Raw genomic sequence first — 14865 nt, forward strand, 5'->3', positions numbered from 1 at the left:
GCGTGTGACGAAGGGGTGGCGGATGACGTCGGGGTCCGGTGCCCGGGGCCGGCTGCGGGCGGTCGGCGACCTGCACGTGGGGTACGAGGAGAACCGGGCGGTGGTCGAGCGGACCCGCCCCGGCTCCGACGACGACCGGCTCCTGGTCGCCGGCGTCGTCGCGGAGACGGTCGCAGGCATCCGCTGGGCGCTGAGCACCCTCGCCGGCCGCTTCCGCCGGGTCGTCCGGATCCCCGGCGACCACGAGCTGTGGACGCACCCCAGGGACCCGGTCGCCCTGCGCGGCGTCGCCCGCTACGAGCACCTGTTCGAGACGTGCCGCGAGCCGGGCGTCACCACCCCGGAGGACCCCTGGCCCGTGTGGGAGGGCGAGGGCGGTCCGGCGGTCTGGTGCGGCACCGACCGGACCGTCGAGTGGCACCGCCGGTTCCGGGTGGCCACCATGGTCTACGGCCACCTGCACATCCCGCGGACCACCTGGCACGAGGGCGTCCGGTTCGAGGAGGTGCCGGTGGGCTGTCCGCGTGAATGGCGCAGACGGACCGGGTCTCCGGGACGACCGCGCCGCATCCTGCCGCCGCCGTCGCCCGAGGAGGCGTCCCCTTGACCGTCCCCCTGCTCGAGGAACTGCTGCCCGGCACGGTCGCCGTGGTGGAGGCCCGGGACCTCGACGGCACCGGATACCTCCCGCTCCTCCCGGAGGAGGAGCCGCTGGTCGCGCGGGCGGTCGCCAAGCGGCGGCGCGAGTTCACCGTGGTCCGCTCCTGCGCCCGCCGCGCCATGGAGAAACTCGGCGTGCCCCCGCAGCCCGTGCTGGCCGGCGACCGCGGGGCGCCCCGCTGGCCGGACGGCCTGGCCGGCAGCATGACCCACTGCGACGGCTACTGCGCCGCCGCGCTGGTCCGCCTCACCGACCTGGCCTCCCTCGGCGTCGACGCCGAACCCGACGGGCCGCTCCCGGAGGGCGTCCTGGCGAGCGTGGCGCTGCCCGCCGAGGTGGAGCGGCTGCGGCGGCTGGCCGAACTGCGGCCCGGCATTCACTGGGACCGGCTGCTCTTCAGCGCCAAGGAGTCGGTCTACAAGGCGTGGTTCCCCCTCACCGGGCGGTGGCTGGACTTCTCCGAGGCGGACATCGAGATCACCGTCGACCCGGAGGATCCGCGCCGCGGCACCCTGCGCGCCGACCTGCTGGTACCCGGCCCGACCGTGGACGGACGGCGCCCTGCCCACTTCGACGGCCGCTGGAACGCCCACGACGGGCTCGTCGCCACCGCGGTCACGGTGCCGCGCGCCTGACGCGCCGCCCGCGGCGGGCCCGCCCCCCCCCGACGCTCAGGCGTGCGGGCCCGCGCCGCGCAGGAGCCGGAAGAACTCCTCCTCGTTGCCCGTCAGCCCCGCCGCCTCCAGCGCCCGGTCGGCCTCCGCGAGCACCGAGGGCGGGACTACCGGCGGGCGGGCGGCACCGGCCGGCCCCGCCGCGATGTCGAAGCCGGCCCGCACGGTGTGCAGGAGGCGCAGATAGGCCTGAACGGCGGTGCGCTCGTGGTCGGTCAGTACGGCGGCGGTGGTCATCGGCCGGCTCTCCCCACAACGACGTCAGCGGTCACGCGCCCCCGCACGGCGGTGGCACCCTTCCAGCTTGCCGCCCACCACTGACAATCCCCTCCGGTCACGCCCGCGCGGGCGGTCCGTTCCTCCCGCCGGGGGCCTCAGCCCAGGTAGCCCAGCGACGCCCCGATCCGCCCCGCCAGATGGTCGCGCTGCACCGGGCCGCGCAGCGCCGAACCGGCCAGCCAGGTACGGCACTTGCTGGCCAGCAGCAGGCCGAAGGCCTCCGCCTCCTTCTCGTCGGCGAGGTCGAAGCGGGAGCGCGCGGCGACCGCGCGCACGGTGGCGCGCAGCGCGTCCTCGTCCCGCCGCGCGCCGTCCCCGGCCGGCAGCCGGGCCGCGACGCCGGCGCCGTCGACGTGGTGGTGGCCGCGGTGCCCCGCCTTCATGTGCCACAGCTCGTGACCCAGGATCACCAACTGGTGTTCGGGTGCCGTGCGTTCCTCGACGACGACCAGGTCCCGGTCGGCCATGTCGAGCCACAGCCCGCTGGCGGTCCCGGGAGGAAACACGGCCGTGCGGAACACGACGGGACGGCCCCGCCGGCGGCTCATCGCCCCGCACAGCGCCGCGTACAGCTCCGCGGGCGGCGCGGGCGCCGGGAGGACCAGCTCCTCGACCAGCTCACCGCACAGACGGCGCATGCCCTTGCCGATGCCCACGGTTCTCCCCATGCTCACGACGGGCTCACGACTCGGGCCGCTTGACGCTCTCCAGGAGCATGTCCAGCCACTCGGCGACCTTGTCGCGGTGCTGGTCGGTGGGCAGCTGGGCGGCGCGCCAGGCGATGCCGCGCACCCCGTGGTCCTGGAGCAGCCGCTCCAGCGGGTCGCCGGCGACGGCCGCCGCCCTGCGCTCGCGGTCGGCGAGCTGCTGGAGCAACTCCTGCTCGGTGTGCTGGAGGGCGCCCACGAGCGCCTCGGGGTCCTCGGCCGTGAGGAACCCGGCGTGCACGCGGAAGAAGCGCTGGATCGCGTCGCAGTGCTCCATGGTCGGCCGCCGGTCGCCGTTGATGAGCGCGCCCGCCTGCTGCCGCGACATGCCGGCGCCGTCGGCGATCTCCTGCTGGGTGTACCTGCGGCCGTTCGGCTTCAGCCGGGTGCGGCGCAGCAGGTCGAGGCGCTGCACGAACCGCGTCTGCACGTCGGGCTCACCCGCCGGGCGCCCGCCGAGCAGGGCGCCGACCACGGGCTCGGGGACGCCGGAGGCCGCGGACAGCCGTCCGACGTCGAAGACCTCGGCGTGCGGCACGCCGAGCCGGTCCGCGAGCGCGGCGACCCGGGCGACGACGGCGGCCGGCGCGGTGGCCGGCAGGGCGCCCGGATCCTCGAAGCCACCCGTCACCGACAGCTCCCCTATGTCTCTCACAGGCCTCACAGGCTTCTCACGAGCGGTTGCCGTGAACTCCCGGAGAGTAGCCTGCCGCTCGAACTCACATCCAGGTCTCGCCACAACTGTGGCCTATTTCAGCCGTCAACAGGCACGAAATGCCACGATAGTTGACACGCCTCGCGTCGGGGCACCAGGATCGGGACGCCGCGAGAAGGCCGCATAGGCAAGAGGGGTGACCTCCCGATGGCATTTCAGGCAGGAGGGCAGCGGCCGGCGCCGCCGCCCGGCCCCGCGACCCCCGAGACCCAGGCGTATCTCCAGGACTACACGGTCCTCCTGGACGCCCTGCCCTTCCCCTCTCTCGTCGTCGACCACCGCTGGGACGTGGTGCTGGCGAACAGCGCCTTCCGGACACTCTTCCGGTGCGCGGGACCCCACCCGACGGCCATGCCGGACGACAACTTCCTGCGTTTCGTGCTGTTCCACCCCGACGCCGCCGAGATCCTCGGGGAGCACGAGTCGAGTTGGTGCCTGCCCATGCTGGCGCACTTCTCCGCCGCCCTGGAGCGGCACGGCCACGACCCGGGCCTCCAGGCGGTCCGCCGCGACATCGCCCAGGACCCGATCATGGAGGCCGCCTACCGCCAGGGTCTGCCGCACTGGATCCGCGCGGTCGGCGCCCGCGCCGTCGAACACGACGGTGCCGTACGCCCGCTGCACCACCCCGACCCGCGCCGCGGCACCACCGAGTGCCGGGTCGTGGTCGAGACGCCGCCGGTGCTGGAGGAGTTGGGCTACACCCGGCTCACCCTCGTCCTGCGCGAGCCCCGCCGCAGCCCGCACCGCCCGCCGCGCGCCCGCGCCGCCTCCCACCTGAGGGTCGTCCCCACCGCCGAGTGAAGGACCGTACGGCCGCCCGTCGCACTGTTCCCAGAACCTGTGCTGTGTGACATAGTACTGGCGTGAAGGAGCCGCTGACCTGCGATGTCGTGGTGGTCGGAGCCGGAATGGTGGGCGCCGCCTGCGCCCTGTACGCCGCCCGCGAGGGGCTCGACGTGACCGTCGTGGACCGCGGCCACGTGGCCGGCGGCACCACCGGAGCGGGGGAGGGCAACCTCCTCGTCTCCGACAAGGAGCCCGGCCCCGAGCTGGAACTCGCCCTGCACTCCGCCCGCCTGTGGACCGCGCTCGCCTCCGAACTGGGCCGGGAGGTCGAGTACGAGGCCAAGGGAGGCGTCGTGGTCGCCGCCACCGCCGAGGCGCTGGCCGGCCTGGAGGCCTTCGCCGCGGGCCAGCGGGCGGCCGGGGTGGAGGCTCGGGCCGTGCCCGCCGACCGCCTGCACGACCTGGAACCCCGGCTCGCCCCCGGCCTGGCCGGCGCCGTGCACTATCCGCAGGACGCCCAGGTCATGCCCGCCCTCGCCGCCGCCCACCTGCTGCAGACCTCCGGTGCCCGCCTGCACACCGGCCGCACCGTGACCGGCGTCCTGCGCGGCCCCGGCGGCGCGGTCCGCGGGGTGCGCACCGACCGCGGCGACCTGCACGCCCCCGCGGTCGTCAACGCGGCCGGACCCTGGGGCGGCGAGGTGGCGGCGCTGGCCGGCGTACGGCTCCCCGTCCTGCCCAGGCGCGGCCACGTGCTCGTCACCGAACCGCTTCCGCCCCGGATCCGGCACAAGGTGTACGCCGCGGACTACGTCGCCGACGTCGCCAGCGACTCGGCGGCCCTCCAGACCTCACCGGTCGTCGAGGGGACCGCCGCCGGGCCGGTGCTGATCGGCGCCAGCCGCGAACGCGTCGGCTTCGACCGCTCGCTCTCCCTCCCCGCCCTGCGGGCCCTCGCGGACGGCGCCACCCGGCTCTTCCCCTTCCTCGCACGGGTCCGGGCCGTACGCGCCTACACCGGGTTCCGGCCGTACCTGCCCGACCACCTCCCGGCCGTCGGCCCCGACCCCAGGGTGCCCGGCCTCTACCACGCGTGCGGGCACGAGGGCGCCGGTATCGGCCTGTCCACGGGCACCGGGCATCTGATCGCCGCGCTGCTGAGCGGCGGGCGGCCCGCTCTCGACCCCGTCCCCTTCCGCCCCGACCGCTTCGCCGAGGAGGTCCGGTGAATCCGCTGCGACTGGCCCGGGCTCGGCCCGCGCCCCCCTTCACGGTCACCGTCGACGGCAGGCGCACCGAGGCGCTGCCCGGCCGTACGGTCGCCGCCGTGCTCTGGGCGGCCGGCATCACCTCCTGGCGCAGCACACGGGGAGCGGGCCGCCCGCGCGGGGTGTTCTGCGGCATCGGGGTGTGCTTCGACTGCCTGGTCACCGTCAACGACCGGCCCAACCTGCGCGCCTGCCTGGTGCCCGTGCGGCCGGGTGACGTCATCCGCACCCAGGAGGGCACCGGCCATGCGGACTGACCTCGTGGTCGTGGGCGCCGGCCCGGCCGGGCTCGCGGCGGCCCTGGCGGCGGACGCGCGCGGGGTACGGGTCACCGTCCTCGACGGCGCGGACCGGCCCGGCGGGCAGTACTACCGGCAGCCCGCCGAGGCCCTGGACGCGCGTCGCCCCGAGGCGCTGCACCACCAGTGGCGTACCTGGGAGCGGCTGCGGGACGGGCTCGCCGCCAGTGGCGTGCGCGTCCTGACGGGCCACCACGTCTGGTACGTGGAGGCGTGCTCCGAGGGCTTCGCCGTGCACGCGCTGCTCGGCCCCGGGCAGGAGGAGCCGGCCACGGTGCGCGCCGGCGCGGTGCTGCTCGCCACCGGCGGCCACGAACACGTCCTGCCCTTCCCCGGCTGGACGCTGCCCGGAGTCGTCACGGCCGGCGGCGCCCAGGCCATGCTCAAGAGCGGGCTCGTGGTGCCCGGACACACCGCCGTCGTCGCCGGAACCGGCCCGCTGCTGCTGCCCGTGGCGGCCGGGCTCGCGGCGGCCGGGACGCGCGTCGCGGCCCTCGTCGAGTCGGCCGACCCGTGGCACGTCGCCCGCCGGGCCCGTGCCCTCGCCGGCAAGGCCCCCGAGGCCGCCGGTTACGCCGCCCGGCTGCTGCGCCACCGCGTCCGCCCCCGCACCCGGCACGCCGTCGTCCGCGCCCACGGCGACGACCGTCTCACCGGCGTCACCGTCGCCGCCCTCGACGCCGGGGGACGCGTACGCCGCGGCACCGGACGGTATCTGCCCTGCGACACCCTGGCCGTCGGCCACGGCATGCTCCCGCACACCGACCTCGCCGACGGGCTCGGCTGCCGTACGGACGGACCGGCGGTGGCCGTCGACGCGGAGCAGCGCACCAGCGTCCCCGGCGTGTGGGCGGCCGGCGAGACCACGGGCATCGGCGGCGCCCAACTCTCCCTGGCCGAGGGGCACATCGCCGGGCTCTCGATCGCCGCCCGGCTGCGCGGCACCGAACCCGACCCCGCCCGGTGGGCGCCGGCCGCCAGGCGCCGGGCGGGGCTCCGGCGGTCCGCGGACGCCCTCGCCGCCGCCTTCGCGTCACCCGCCGGCTGGACCGCCCAGGTCACCGACGACACCCTCGTCTGCCGCTGCGAGGAGGTCACCGCGGGCGCCGTCCGCGAGGCCGTCGGCGAGCTGGGCGCGGGCGACGTACGCACCGTGAAGCTGCTCACCCGGGCCGGCATGGGCTGGTGCCAGGGCCGGATGTGCGGTGCCGCCGTCGCCGGCCTCTGCGGCCACGAACCGGGCCCCGCACGACGCCCCTTCGCGCACCCCGTCCCACTGGGCATCCTGGCCCGGCAGGAGCCCGTCCCGCACGCGGATACGGCCCCGCACGCGGAGCACGCCTCGCCCCGGGACGCGGCCTCGCACGCGGAAGAGACCCCGCACGCGGATGCGGCCCCGCACGCGGAGCACGCCTCGCCCCGGGACGCGGCCTCGCACGCGGAAGAGACCCCGCGCCCGGATGCGGCCGCGCACGCGGAGCAGGCCTCGCCCTGGGACGCGGCCTCGCACGCGGAAGAGACCCCGCGCCCGGATGCGGCCGCGCACGCGGAGCAGGCCTCGCCTCGCGACGCGGCCCCGCAGACGGAAGAAGCCTCGCACTCGGACGACGCCTCGCACTCGGACGACGCCTCGCGCCCGGACGACGCCTCGCGCCCGGACGAGGCCCCGCGCCCGGACGAGGCCCCGCGCCCGGACGCGGCCCCGCACGCAACACACGCCCCGCCCCCGGGCACCGCCCCGCCCCACGAAGAAGCCCCGCAGGCACAGGCATCCCCGTCCGCACCACAGCCCCCGCGCGCACAAGAACCGGACCAGACGGAAAGAGGATCCTCATGAGCGAGCACCGTCCCTGGCGCGGCGTCCTCGTCGCCACCGCGCTTCCGCTGCACGACGACCTCTCCGTCGACCACGACGCCTACGCCGAGCACTGCGCCTGGCTGATCGCCAACGGCTGCGACGGCGTCGTGCCCAACGGCTCCCTCGGCGAGTACCAGGTGCTCACCCCCGAGGAACGCACCCGGGTCGTCGAGACCGCCGTCGCCGCCGTCGGCGGCGAACGCGTCATGCCCGGCGTCGCCGCCTACGGGTCCGCCGAGGCGCGCCGCTGGGCCGAGCAGGCGGGCGAGGCGGGCTGCGGCGCGGTGATGCTGCTGCCGCCCAACGCGTACCGCGCCGACGAGCGTTCCGTACTCGCCCACTACGCCGAGGTCGCCCGGTCCGGGCTGCCGGTCGTCGCCTACAACAACCCCATCGACACCAAGGTCGACCTGGTGCCCGAACTCCTCTCCAGGCTGCACGGCGAGGGGTACGTCCGGGCCGTCAAGGAGTTCTCCGGCGACGTCCGCCGCGCCTACCGCATCGCCGAACTCGCCCCCGACCTCGACCTGCTGATCGGCGCCGACGACGTCCTGCTGGAACTGGCGCTGGCCGGCGCGAAGGGCTGGGTCGCCGGCTACCCCAACGCCCTGCCCGCCTCCTGCGCCGAGCTGTACCGCGCCGCCCTCGCCGGCGACCTGGACACGGCCACGCCCCTGTACCGCGCCCTGCACCCGCTGCTGCGCTGGGACTCCAAGGTCGAGTTCGTCCAGGCCATCAAGCTGTCCATGGATCTCGCCGGGCGGCGCGGCGGCCCCTGCCGGCCACCCCGCGTGCCGCTGCTGCCCGCGCAGGAGGCCGCCGTCCGCGCCGCCACCGAGAAGGCCCTCGCGGCCGGACTGGCGTAGCCGGAGCGACGACGAGGAGCAAGGAGCCCCATGCGCAGCAAGCTCGTCCTGCACGCCGTCGACTCGCACACCGAGGGCATGCCCACCCGGGTGATCACCGGCGGTATCGGCACCATCCCGGGCGCGACCATGAACGAACGGCGGCTGTACTTCCGCGAACACCGCGACGACGTCAAGCGGCTGCTGATGAACGAGCCGCGCGGCCACGCCGCCATGAGCGGCGCGATCCTCCAGCCGCCCACCCGGAGCGACTGCGACTGGGGCGTCGTCTACATCGAGGTCTCCGGCTACCTCCCCATGTGCGGCCACGGCACCATCGGCGTCGCCACCGTCCTGGTGGAGACGGGCATGGTCGAGGTCGTCGAACCCGTCACCACCATCCGCCTCGACACCCCCGCCGGAGTCGTCGTCGCGGAGGTCGCCGTCGAGGGCGGCGCCGCCCGCGCGGTGACCCTGCGCAACGTGCCGTCCTTCGCCGTCGGCCTCGACCGCCGGGTCACCCTGCCCGACGGCCGCACGGTGACGTACGACCTGGCCTACGGCGGCAACTTCTACGCGATCCTGCCGCTGGAGCGGCTCGGCCTGCCCTTCGACCGGTCCCGCAAGGACGACATCCTCGCCGCCGGCCTGTCCCTGATGGCGGCGATCGACGCCGAGGACGGCGGACCCGTACACCCCGAGGACCCCACCATCCGCGGCTGCCACCATGTCCAGGTGACCGCACCCGACTCCACCGCCCGCCACAGCCGGCACGCCATGGTGATCCACCCCGGCTGGTTCGACCGCTCGCCCTGCGGCACCGGCACCAGCGCCCGCATGGCCCAGTTGCACGTCCGGGGTGAACTCCCCACGCACACCGAGTTCGTGAACGAGTCCTTCATCGGGACCCGGTTCACCGGCCGGCTGCTCGGCACCACCGAGGTCGGCGGACTCCCCGCCGTGCTGCCCAGTTTCACCGGGCGCGCCTGGATCACCGGCACCGCCCAGTACCTGCTGGACCCCGAGGACCCCTTCCCGGCGGGGTTCGTGCTGTGAGCGCCTCCGGTCCCGCGCTGCCCGTCCTCGGCGGCCGCAAGCCCAGCCACCGCGAGCGGGTCGTCGAGGCGCTGCGCGCCGCCCTGATCGCGGGCGAACTGCGCCCCGGCGAGGTCTACTCGGCGCCCGGCCTCGCCGCCCGTTTCGGTGTCTCCGCCACCCCCGTTCGCGAGGCGATGCTCGACCTGGTCCGGGAGGGCCTGGTCGACACCGTGCCCAACAAGGGCTTCCGGGTCACCGCCGTGTCCGAGCGGCAGCTCGACGAGTACACCCACGTCCGCTCGCTCATCGAGATCCCGACCACCGCCCAACTCGCCGCCACCGCCGACACCGACGCCCTCCGGGCCCTGCGCCCGGTGGCCGAGGAGATCGTCGCCTCGGCCCTGGCCGGCGACCTCATCGCCTACGTCGACGCCGACCTCCGCTTCCACCTCGGCCTGCTCGAACTCGCGGGCAACGCCCACCTGGTGGAGGTTGTCCGGGACCTGCGCCGGCGCTCCCGGCTGTACGGGCTGACGGCGCTCGTGGAGCAGGGACGGCTCCAGGCGTCCGCCGAGGAGCACCTGGAGATCCTCGACGCGCTGCTCGCCCGCGACGAGCGGGCCGTGCGGGCGGTGATGACCCGGCACCTGGGCCACGTGCGGGGGCTGTGGGCGGCGCCCGGACCGGTGAAGCCACCCCGATAGGGCCACCGGGACCACTTCCGTCCTGCGGAAACACGCCGCCCGGCGAACCGCTCCGGCAAGTTACCCGTGCGTTCCGCACGTCGGAGTCATGACAGCGGTAACTGTCCGCAGCGGTACGCCGCGTGACAGCGTCATCCCCGTCACCGACCGGTGGGAGGGAGAAGGCGTGAACAAGGGCTACGCCGTGTACTGCGACGCGGATCCGTCCTTCTACGACGCTCCGCACCGCACCGCCCAGCGGACCGGCACCCGGGACTCCCGGTACGCCGCCGCCTCGGCGCCCGTGCCGGCCGGATGGCAGCGCAACGAGAGCGGGGACTGGCTCGCCCTGCGCCCGGTGGAGACCGGCCTGCCCGACCAGGGCTGGAAGATCCACGTCTCCGCCTGCCTCGACAACGCCGAGCGGGTGCTGGAGCGGGTGTGGCGGCACTGCGTCGAGGGCGGGACCGCCTTCAAGTTCGTGCCCAGCCGCTACCTGCTGCACCAGCGCAACGCGAAGTACGCCGACCGCGCCGGCAGTGGCAAGTTCATCACCGTGTACCCGGCCGACGAGGCGGAGTTCGAGCGGCTCGTCGGCGAGCTGTCCGCCCTGCTGGCGGGCGAACCCGGCCCGCACATCCTGAGCGACCTGCGGATCGGCGACGGCCCCGTGCACGTGCGCTACGGCGGCTTCACCCGGCGCAACTGCTACGACGCCGACGGCGAGCTGCGGCCGGCCGTGACCGGCCCCGACGGAGTCCTGGTGCCCGACCTGCGCGGCCCCGTCTTCCGGGTGCCGGACTGGGTGAGCCCGCCCGCCTTCCTGACCCCGCACCTCGACGCCCGCTCCGCGGTGACGGTGGCCGAGCTGCCGTACACCATCGAGTCGGCGCTGCACTTCTCCAACGGCGGCGGCGTCTACCTCGCCCGCGACGGCCGCACCGGCGAGCAGGTCGTCCTCAAGGAGGCCCGCCCGCACGCCGGGCTCGCGGCCGACGGCGCCGACGCGGTGGCCCGGCTGCACCGCGAACGCCGGGCGCTGGAACTGCTGTCGGGCCTCGGCTGCACGCCCGAGGTGCGCGACCACTTCACCGTCGGGGAACACCACTTCCTCGTCCTGGAGTACCTGGACGGCAAACCGCTCAACACGTTCTTCGCCCGCCGGCACCCGCTCATCGAGGCCGACCCGGGCGAGCGCCGACTGGCCGAGTACACCGACTGGGCCCTCGGCGTCCACGCGAGAGTGGAGCGCGCCGTCGCCGACGTGCACGCCCGCGGCGTGGTCTTCAACGACCTGCATCTGTTCAACATCATGATCCGCGAGGACGACAGCGTCGCCCTGCTGGACTTCGAGGCCGCCCACCACGTGGACGAACCGGGCCGGCAGACCGTGGCCAACCCCGGCTTCGTGGCCCCCGCCGACCGGCGGGGCGTGGCCGTGGACCGGTACGCGCTGGCCTGCCTGCGGCTCGCGCTGTTCCTCCCGCTCACCAGCCTGCTCGCCCTCGACCGGCGCAAGGCGGCCCACCTCGCCGACGTGGTGGCCGAACAGTTCCCGGTGGACCGGGCCTTCCTGGACGCGGCCGTCGACGAGATCACGGCCGGGGCCGACGGCACCCCCGCCGCACACCGCGCCGCCGGGCCCGTGGCACCGGTCCGCCCGGACGACTGGCCCCGCAGCCGCGACTCGATGGCCGAGGCCGTCCGGGCCTCCGCGACGCCGTCGCGCACGGACCGCCTCTACCCCGGAGACATCGCGCAGTTCGCCACCGCCGGCGGCGGCCTCGCCTTCGGCCACGGCGCGGCCGGGGTGCTGTACGCCCTCGCCGAGAGCGGCGCGGGGCGGCACGAGGACGGCGAGCAGTGGCTGCTGGAGCGGACCAAGCAACCGCCGTCGGGCATGCCGCTCGGCTTCCACGACGGCCTCGCGGGCGTCGCCTGGACCCTGGACCGGCTCGGCCACCGCGACCGCGCCCTCGACCTCGCCGAACTCCTCCTCGACCAGCCCTTCGGCGACCTGGCGCCCGACCTGCACAGCGGCACCGCGGGAGTCGGCCTCGCCCTGGACTCGCTCGCCGCCACCACCGGGGAGAGCGCGCTGCGCTCGGCGGCCCTGGAGTGCGCCGACCTGACGGCGGCCGCCACCCGGGCCGGGGAGCACGAGACCCGCCGGCCCCGCGCCGGACTGCTCCACGGCGCCACCGGCCGCGCCCTGCTCTTCCTGCGGCTGTACGAACGCACCCGCGACGGCGCCCTGCTCGACCTCGCCCGCGACGCCCTGCGCCAGGACCTCGCCCGCTGCGTACGCGGCGCCGGCGGTGCCCTCCAGGTCGACGAGGGCTGGCGCACCATGCCCTACCTGGGCGCGGGCAGCGTGGGCATCGGCATGGTCCTCGACGACTACCTGGCGCACCGCGAGGACGAGGAGTTCGAGCGGGCCAGAGGCGAGATCGTGGCCGCCGCGCAGGCCATGTTCTACGCCCAGCCGGGCCTCTACCGGGGCGTGGCCGGCATGGTGCTCCACCTCGGCCGCACCACCGCCACGGCACCCGGCACCGGCCCCGAGGCCGTCCGGCGCCAGCTGGACGCGCTGTCCTGGCACGCCATGTCCTACCGCGACCGGCTCGCCTTCCCCGGCGAGCAGATGATGCGGCTGTCCATGGACCTCTCCACCGGAACGGCCGGATGCCTGCTGGCCGTCGCCTCCGTACGCGGCGACGCGCCCGCCTCCCTGCCGTTCCTCCCGCCGCCGGGCACACCCGGCGGCCCACCGGCTCGGCCCCGTCAGGGGTCGTGAGTAAAGCAAACCCGTTGCCGTACGAAGGGAAAAGTCATGAACCTGTACGACCTGCAGTCGATGGAGACCCCCAAGGAAGAGGCCATGGGCGACGTCGAGACCGGCAGCCGCGCGAGCCTGCTGCTCTGCGGCGACAGCAGCCTGAGCGTCACGACCTGTAACTGACGCCGGAGCTGACCGCCGCGGCGGCACGGTGAGCCGTGTCGCCCCGGCACTGGCGCCCCGGGTTCTCCCGGGGCGCCGACGCCTGCCCGCGCGCCCCACGGCCGTACGGCCCCCGGGGCGCGCGACCGGCGTCCCGGCACCGTGGGACGGACGGAAGGTCGTGGCTGGTGCGAACGAGCAGGTCCCGGGCGTCGCGGGCGCCCGAGGCGCGGGACGGGGCCGCCGCCGGTCCCGGGCGCGCGCCCGAAGTACTGGTGCTGCTGTGCTCGGTCGCGGCGGCCCTGGCAACGGTGGCCCAGCCGGTCGTCCTCGGCCGCACCCTCGACCTGCTGCTCCGCGACGGCGACGCGGCACCCTGGCTGGCACTGAGCGCCGCACTGCTCGTCAGCGAACTCCTCCTGGACAGCCTCACCGCGCTGTTCACCGGGCGCTGCAACGCCACCTGGACGGCACACGTCCGCGCCCGCGCCCTCACCGGCCTGCTGGACGCCGTACCGGACAGTGCAAGGCCCTTCTCCCCGGGGGACGTCGGAACCCGGCTGACCCTCAACGCCACCGACGCGGGCGGCGCCCCCGCGGCGCGAGCCGCGCTGGCGGCCTCCCTGGTCACCCCGCTGGGCGCCCTCGTGGCCCTGGCCCTCGTCGACCCGTGGGTCGCGGCCTGCGTATGCGCCGGCCTGCCCGCGCTCGCCCTCGTACTGCGGACCTTCGCCCGCGACACCGGCGCCTCCGTCGCCGCCTACCAGCGCACCCAGTCCCGGATCGCGTCGGCGCTGCTGGAGGCCCTGGACGGCACGGCGACGATCGGCGCCGCGGGGACGGGGAAGCGGGAACGCGCCCGGATCCTGGCACCGCTGGCCGAACTCGCTGCCCAGGGACGGCACATGTGGGCCCTGCACGGCCGGGCGCTGGCCAGGAGCGGCGTCCTCGTCCCGCTGCTGACCCTCGTCGCCACGGGCGTCGCCGGACTGCGCCTGGCCGCCGGCGACCTGAGCGTGGGCGAACTGCTCGCCGCCGGTAGGTACGCGCAGCTCACGGCCGGAGTCGGCGGCGCCGCGTCCCTGCTGGGCGCGATCGTGCGGGGCCGCGCGGCCCGCGACCGGACCCGCGAGCTGGAACGGCTGCCCGCGCTGGCCCACGGCACGGAGCTACTGCCCCCGGCCGGTACCGGCGAACTCGAACTGCGCGCGGTGCGGGTGGTGCGCGACGGCAGGGAGGTGCTGCGCGCCGACCACCTGAGAGTCCCGGGCGGCAGCACGGTCGCCGTGGTCGGCCGCGGCGGCGCGGGCAAGAGCGTCCTCGCGGCCGTGGCCGGACGGCTGATCGACCCCGACGAGGGGCAGGTGCTGCTGGACGGTGTCCGCCTCGACCGGCTGACCCGCGAGGCGCTGCGCACCGAGGTCGCCTTCGCCTTCGAACGACCGGTGCTCGGCGGGGGAACCATCGCCGACGCCGTCGCCGCCGGGGCGCGGCGGGCGTCCCCCGACGAGGTGGAGCGGGCGGCGTGCGCGGCCGGCGCCGACGGCTTCGTACGCCGCTGACCGGGGCGCCGCTCTCGGGCGGGGAGCACCAACGGCTCGGTCTGGCGCGTGCGTTCGCCCAGGCCGGGCGGCTGTTGGTGCTCGACGACGCGACGTCGAGCCTGGACACCGCGACCGAGCACGAGGTGAACCTCGCCCTGCGCCGCTCGGTGCGGCCCGGGACCCGGCTCGTGATCGCGCACCGCCCGTCCGTCGCGGCCCGCGCGGACCTGGTGATCTGGCTGGAGGCGGGGGGAGTACGGGCCCTCGGCACCCACCACGAGCTGTGGCACACCGCCGACTACCGGGCGGTCTTCGGCCCCGCCGACGGCGCGGCCACCGCCGAAGCCACGGCCACCGCCGAAGCCACGGCCACTGCCGAAGGCGCGGCTCCCGTCGACGGCACGGCCACCGCCGAAGGCATGACCACGGCCGAAGGCACGGCTCCTGCCGACGGCACGGCACCCGTCGACGGCGCGGCTCCCACCGCGGGCGTCGGCCCCGCCCGGCTGCCGGAGCCGCGTCCCAGGCCCGAGGAGGCACGCCAGTGACGCCCCCGCCCCCGCC

Annotated in this window: 13 protein-coding genes and 2 pseudogenes; 12 read left to right on the forward strand and 3 right to left on the reverse strand. The window is 75.8% G+C overall.

From position 1 onward, the window contains the following. The first annotated feature begins 22 nt into the window (after positions 1-22). Together IE108_RS28305 and IE108_RS28310 are read left to right on the forward strand one after the other, a co-directional pair. Positions 23-607 (forward strand): metallophosphoesterase, encoded by a 585-nt coding sequence (locus tag IE108_RS28305; protein WP_064730761.1) that lies wholly within the window; start codon positions 23-25, stop codon positions 605-607. An 8-nt stretch (positions 608-615) separates the two neighbouring features. Next, positions 616-1296 carry a 4'-phosphopantetheinyl transferase family protein gene (locus IE108_RS28310; protein WP_064732046.1) on the forward strand — a complete coding sequence of 227 codons (681 nt, stop codon included), beginning with the start codon at positions 616-618 and terminating at the stop codon, positions 1294-1296. A gap of 36 nt (positions 1297-1332) precedes the next feature. Here the strand turns inward: IE108_RS28310 and IE108_RS28315 are convergent, their stop codons facing one another. The 3 genes from IE108_RS28315 to IE108_RS28325 all read right to left on the reverse strand — a co-directional run bounded on the left by IE108_RS28315 (position 1333) and on the right by IE108_RS28325 (position 2952). Then, a complete protein-coding gene (locus IE108_RS28315; RefSeq protein ID WP_064730762.1) occupies positions 1333-1572 on the reverse strand; it encodes a hypothetical protein in 240 nt (79 codons plus the stop codon). 137 nt (positions 1573-1709) lie between these two features. Beyond that, complete coding sequence (locus IE108_RS28320) at positions 1710-2252, reverse strand: hypothetical protein (RefSeq protein WP_064732047.1); 543 nt, start codon at positions 2250-2252, stop codon at positions 1710-1712. Between the two features lie 43 nt (positions 2253-2295). Beyond that, the gene (locus tag IE108_RS28325) at positions 2296-2952 is read right to left on the reverse strand and encodes a helix-turn-helix domain-containing protein (protein ID WP_064730763.1); all 657 of its coding nucleotides are present in this window, start codon (positions 2950-2952) and stop codon (positions 2296-2298) included. A 231-nt stretch (positions 2953-3183) separates the two neighbouring features. On the opposite strand from IE108_RS28325, the gene IE108_RS28330 reads away from it, so the two are divergent. The 10 genes and pseudogenes from IE108_RS28330 to IE108_RS28375 all read left to right on the forward strand — a co-directional run. Beyond that, complete coding sequence (locus IE108_RS28330) at positions 3184-3840, forward strand: MmyB family transcriptional regulator (RefSeq protein ID WP_064730764.1); 657 nt, start codon at positions 3184-3186, stop codon at positions 3838-3840. 62 nt (positions 3841-3902) lie between these two features. Next, positions 3903-5054: an NAD(P)/FAD-dependent oxidoreductase gene (locus IE108_RS28335; RefSeq protein WP_064730765.1), complete on the forward strand. Its 1152-nt coding sequence runs from the start codon at positions 3903-3905 to the stop codon at positions 5052-5054. Beyond that, a complete protein-coding gene (locus IE108_RS28340; protein ID WP_064730766.1) occupies positions 5051-5350 on the forward strand; it encodes a (2Fe-2S)-binding protein in 300 nt (99 codons plus the stop codon). Before IE108_RS28335 ends, IE108_RS28340 begins: the two co-directional genes overlap by 4 nt. Beyond that, positions 5340-6686 (forward strand): annotated as a pseudogene (locus tag IE108_RS34915) (FAD/NAD(P)-dependent oxidoreductase); the annotation flags it as partial. The gene IE108_RS28340 and the pseudogene IE108_RS34915, both read left to right, overlap by 11 nt. A 539-nt stretch (positions 6687-7225) precedes the next feature. Beyond that, positions 7226-8116 (forward strand): dihydrodipicolinate synthase family protein, encoded by an 891-nt coding sequence (locus IE108_RS28350; RefSeq protein ID WP_064730767.1) that lies wholly within the window; start codon positions 7226-7228, stop codon positions 8114-8116. A 30-nt stretch (positions 8117-8146) separates the two neighbouring features. Next, on the forward strand, positions 8147-9151 hold the full coding sequence (locus IE108_RS28355; protein ID WP_064730768.1) for a proline racemase family protein: 1005 nt from the start codon (positions 8147-8149) through the stop codon (positions 9149-9151). After that, entirely contained in the window at positions 9148-9837 is a 690-nt protein-coding gene (locus tag IE108_RS28360) for a GntR family transcriptional regulator (RefSeq protein ID WP_064730769.1), read from the forward strand. The genes IE108_RS28355 and IE108_RS28360 overlap by 4 nt, the downstream gene beginning before the upstream one ends. Positions 9838-10003: 166 nt before the next feature. Further along, positions 10004-12613 (forward strand): class III lanthionine synthetase LanKC, encoded by a 2610-nt coding sequence (gene lanKC / locus IE108_RS28365; RefSeq protein WP_064730770.1) that lies wholly within the window; start codon positions 10004-10006, stop codon positions 12611-12613. Positions 12614-12649: 36 nt separating this feature from the next. Beyond that, a complete protein-coding gene (gene ramS / locus IE108_RS28370) occupies positions 12650-12778 on the forward strand; it encodes a mycelium formation morphogenetic lantipeptide SapB (protein WP_064730771.1) in 129 nt (42 codons plus the stop codon). 185 nt (positions 12779-12963) lie between these two features. Then, a pseudogene (locus tag IE108_RS28375) lies at positions 12964-14849 on the forward strand (ABC transporter ATP-binding protein); the annotation flags it as partial. Positions 14850-14865: the final 16 nt, after the last annotated feature.

Source organism: Streptomyces parvulus, assembly GCF_014648855.1.
Lineage (GTDB): Bacteria > Actinomycetota > Actinomycetes > Streptomycetales > Streptomycetaceae > Streptomyces > Streptomyces parvulus.

Excerpts from the sequence above, each read along its gene's own strand:
- ramS (WP_064730771.1), top strand. The coding sequence starts at position 12,650 with ATGAACCTGTACGACCTGCAGTCGATGGAGACCCCCAAGGAAGAGGCC.
- IE108_RS28350 (WP_064730767.1), top strand. The coding sequence starts at position 7,226 with ATGAGCGAGCACCGTCCCTGGCGCGGCGTCCTCGTCGCCACCGCGCTT.
- IE108_RS28315 (WP_064730762.1), bottom strand. The coding sequence starts at position 1,572 with ATGACCACCGCCGCCGTACTGACCGACCACGAGCGCACCGCCGTTCAG.
- IE108_RS28320 (WP_064732047.1), bottom strand. The coding sequence starts at position 2,252 with ATGCGCCGTCTGTGCGGTGAGCTGGTCGAGGAGCTGGTCCTCCCGGCG.
- IE108_RS28330 (WP_064730764.1), top strand. The coding sequence starts at position 3,184 with ATGGCATTTCAGGCAGGAGGGCAGCGGCCGGCGCCGCCGCCCGGCCCC.
- IE108_RS28305 (WP_064730761.1), top strand. The coding sequence starts at position 23 with ATGACGTCGGGGTCCGGTGCCCGGGGCCGGCTGCGGGCGGTCGGCGAC.
- IE108_RS28355 (WP_064730768.1), top strand. The coding sequence starts at position 8,147 with ATGCGCAGCAAGCTCGTCCTGCACGCCGTCGACTCGCACACCGAGGGC.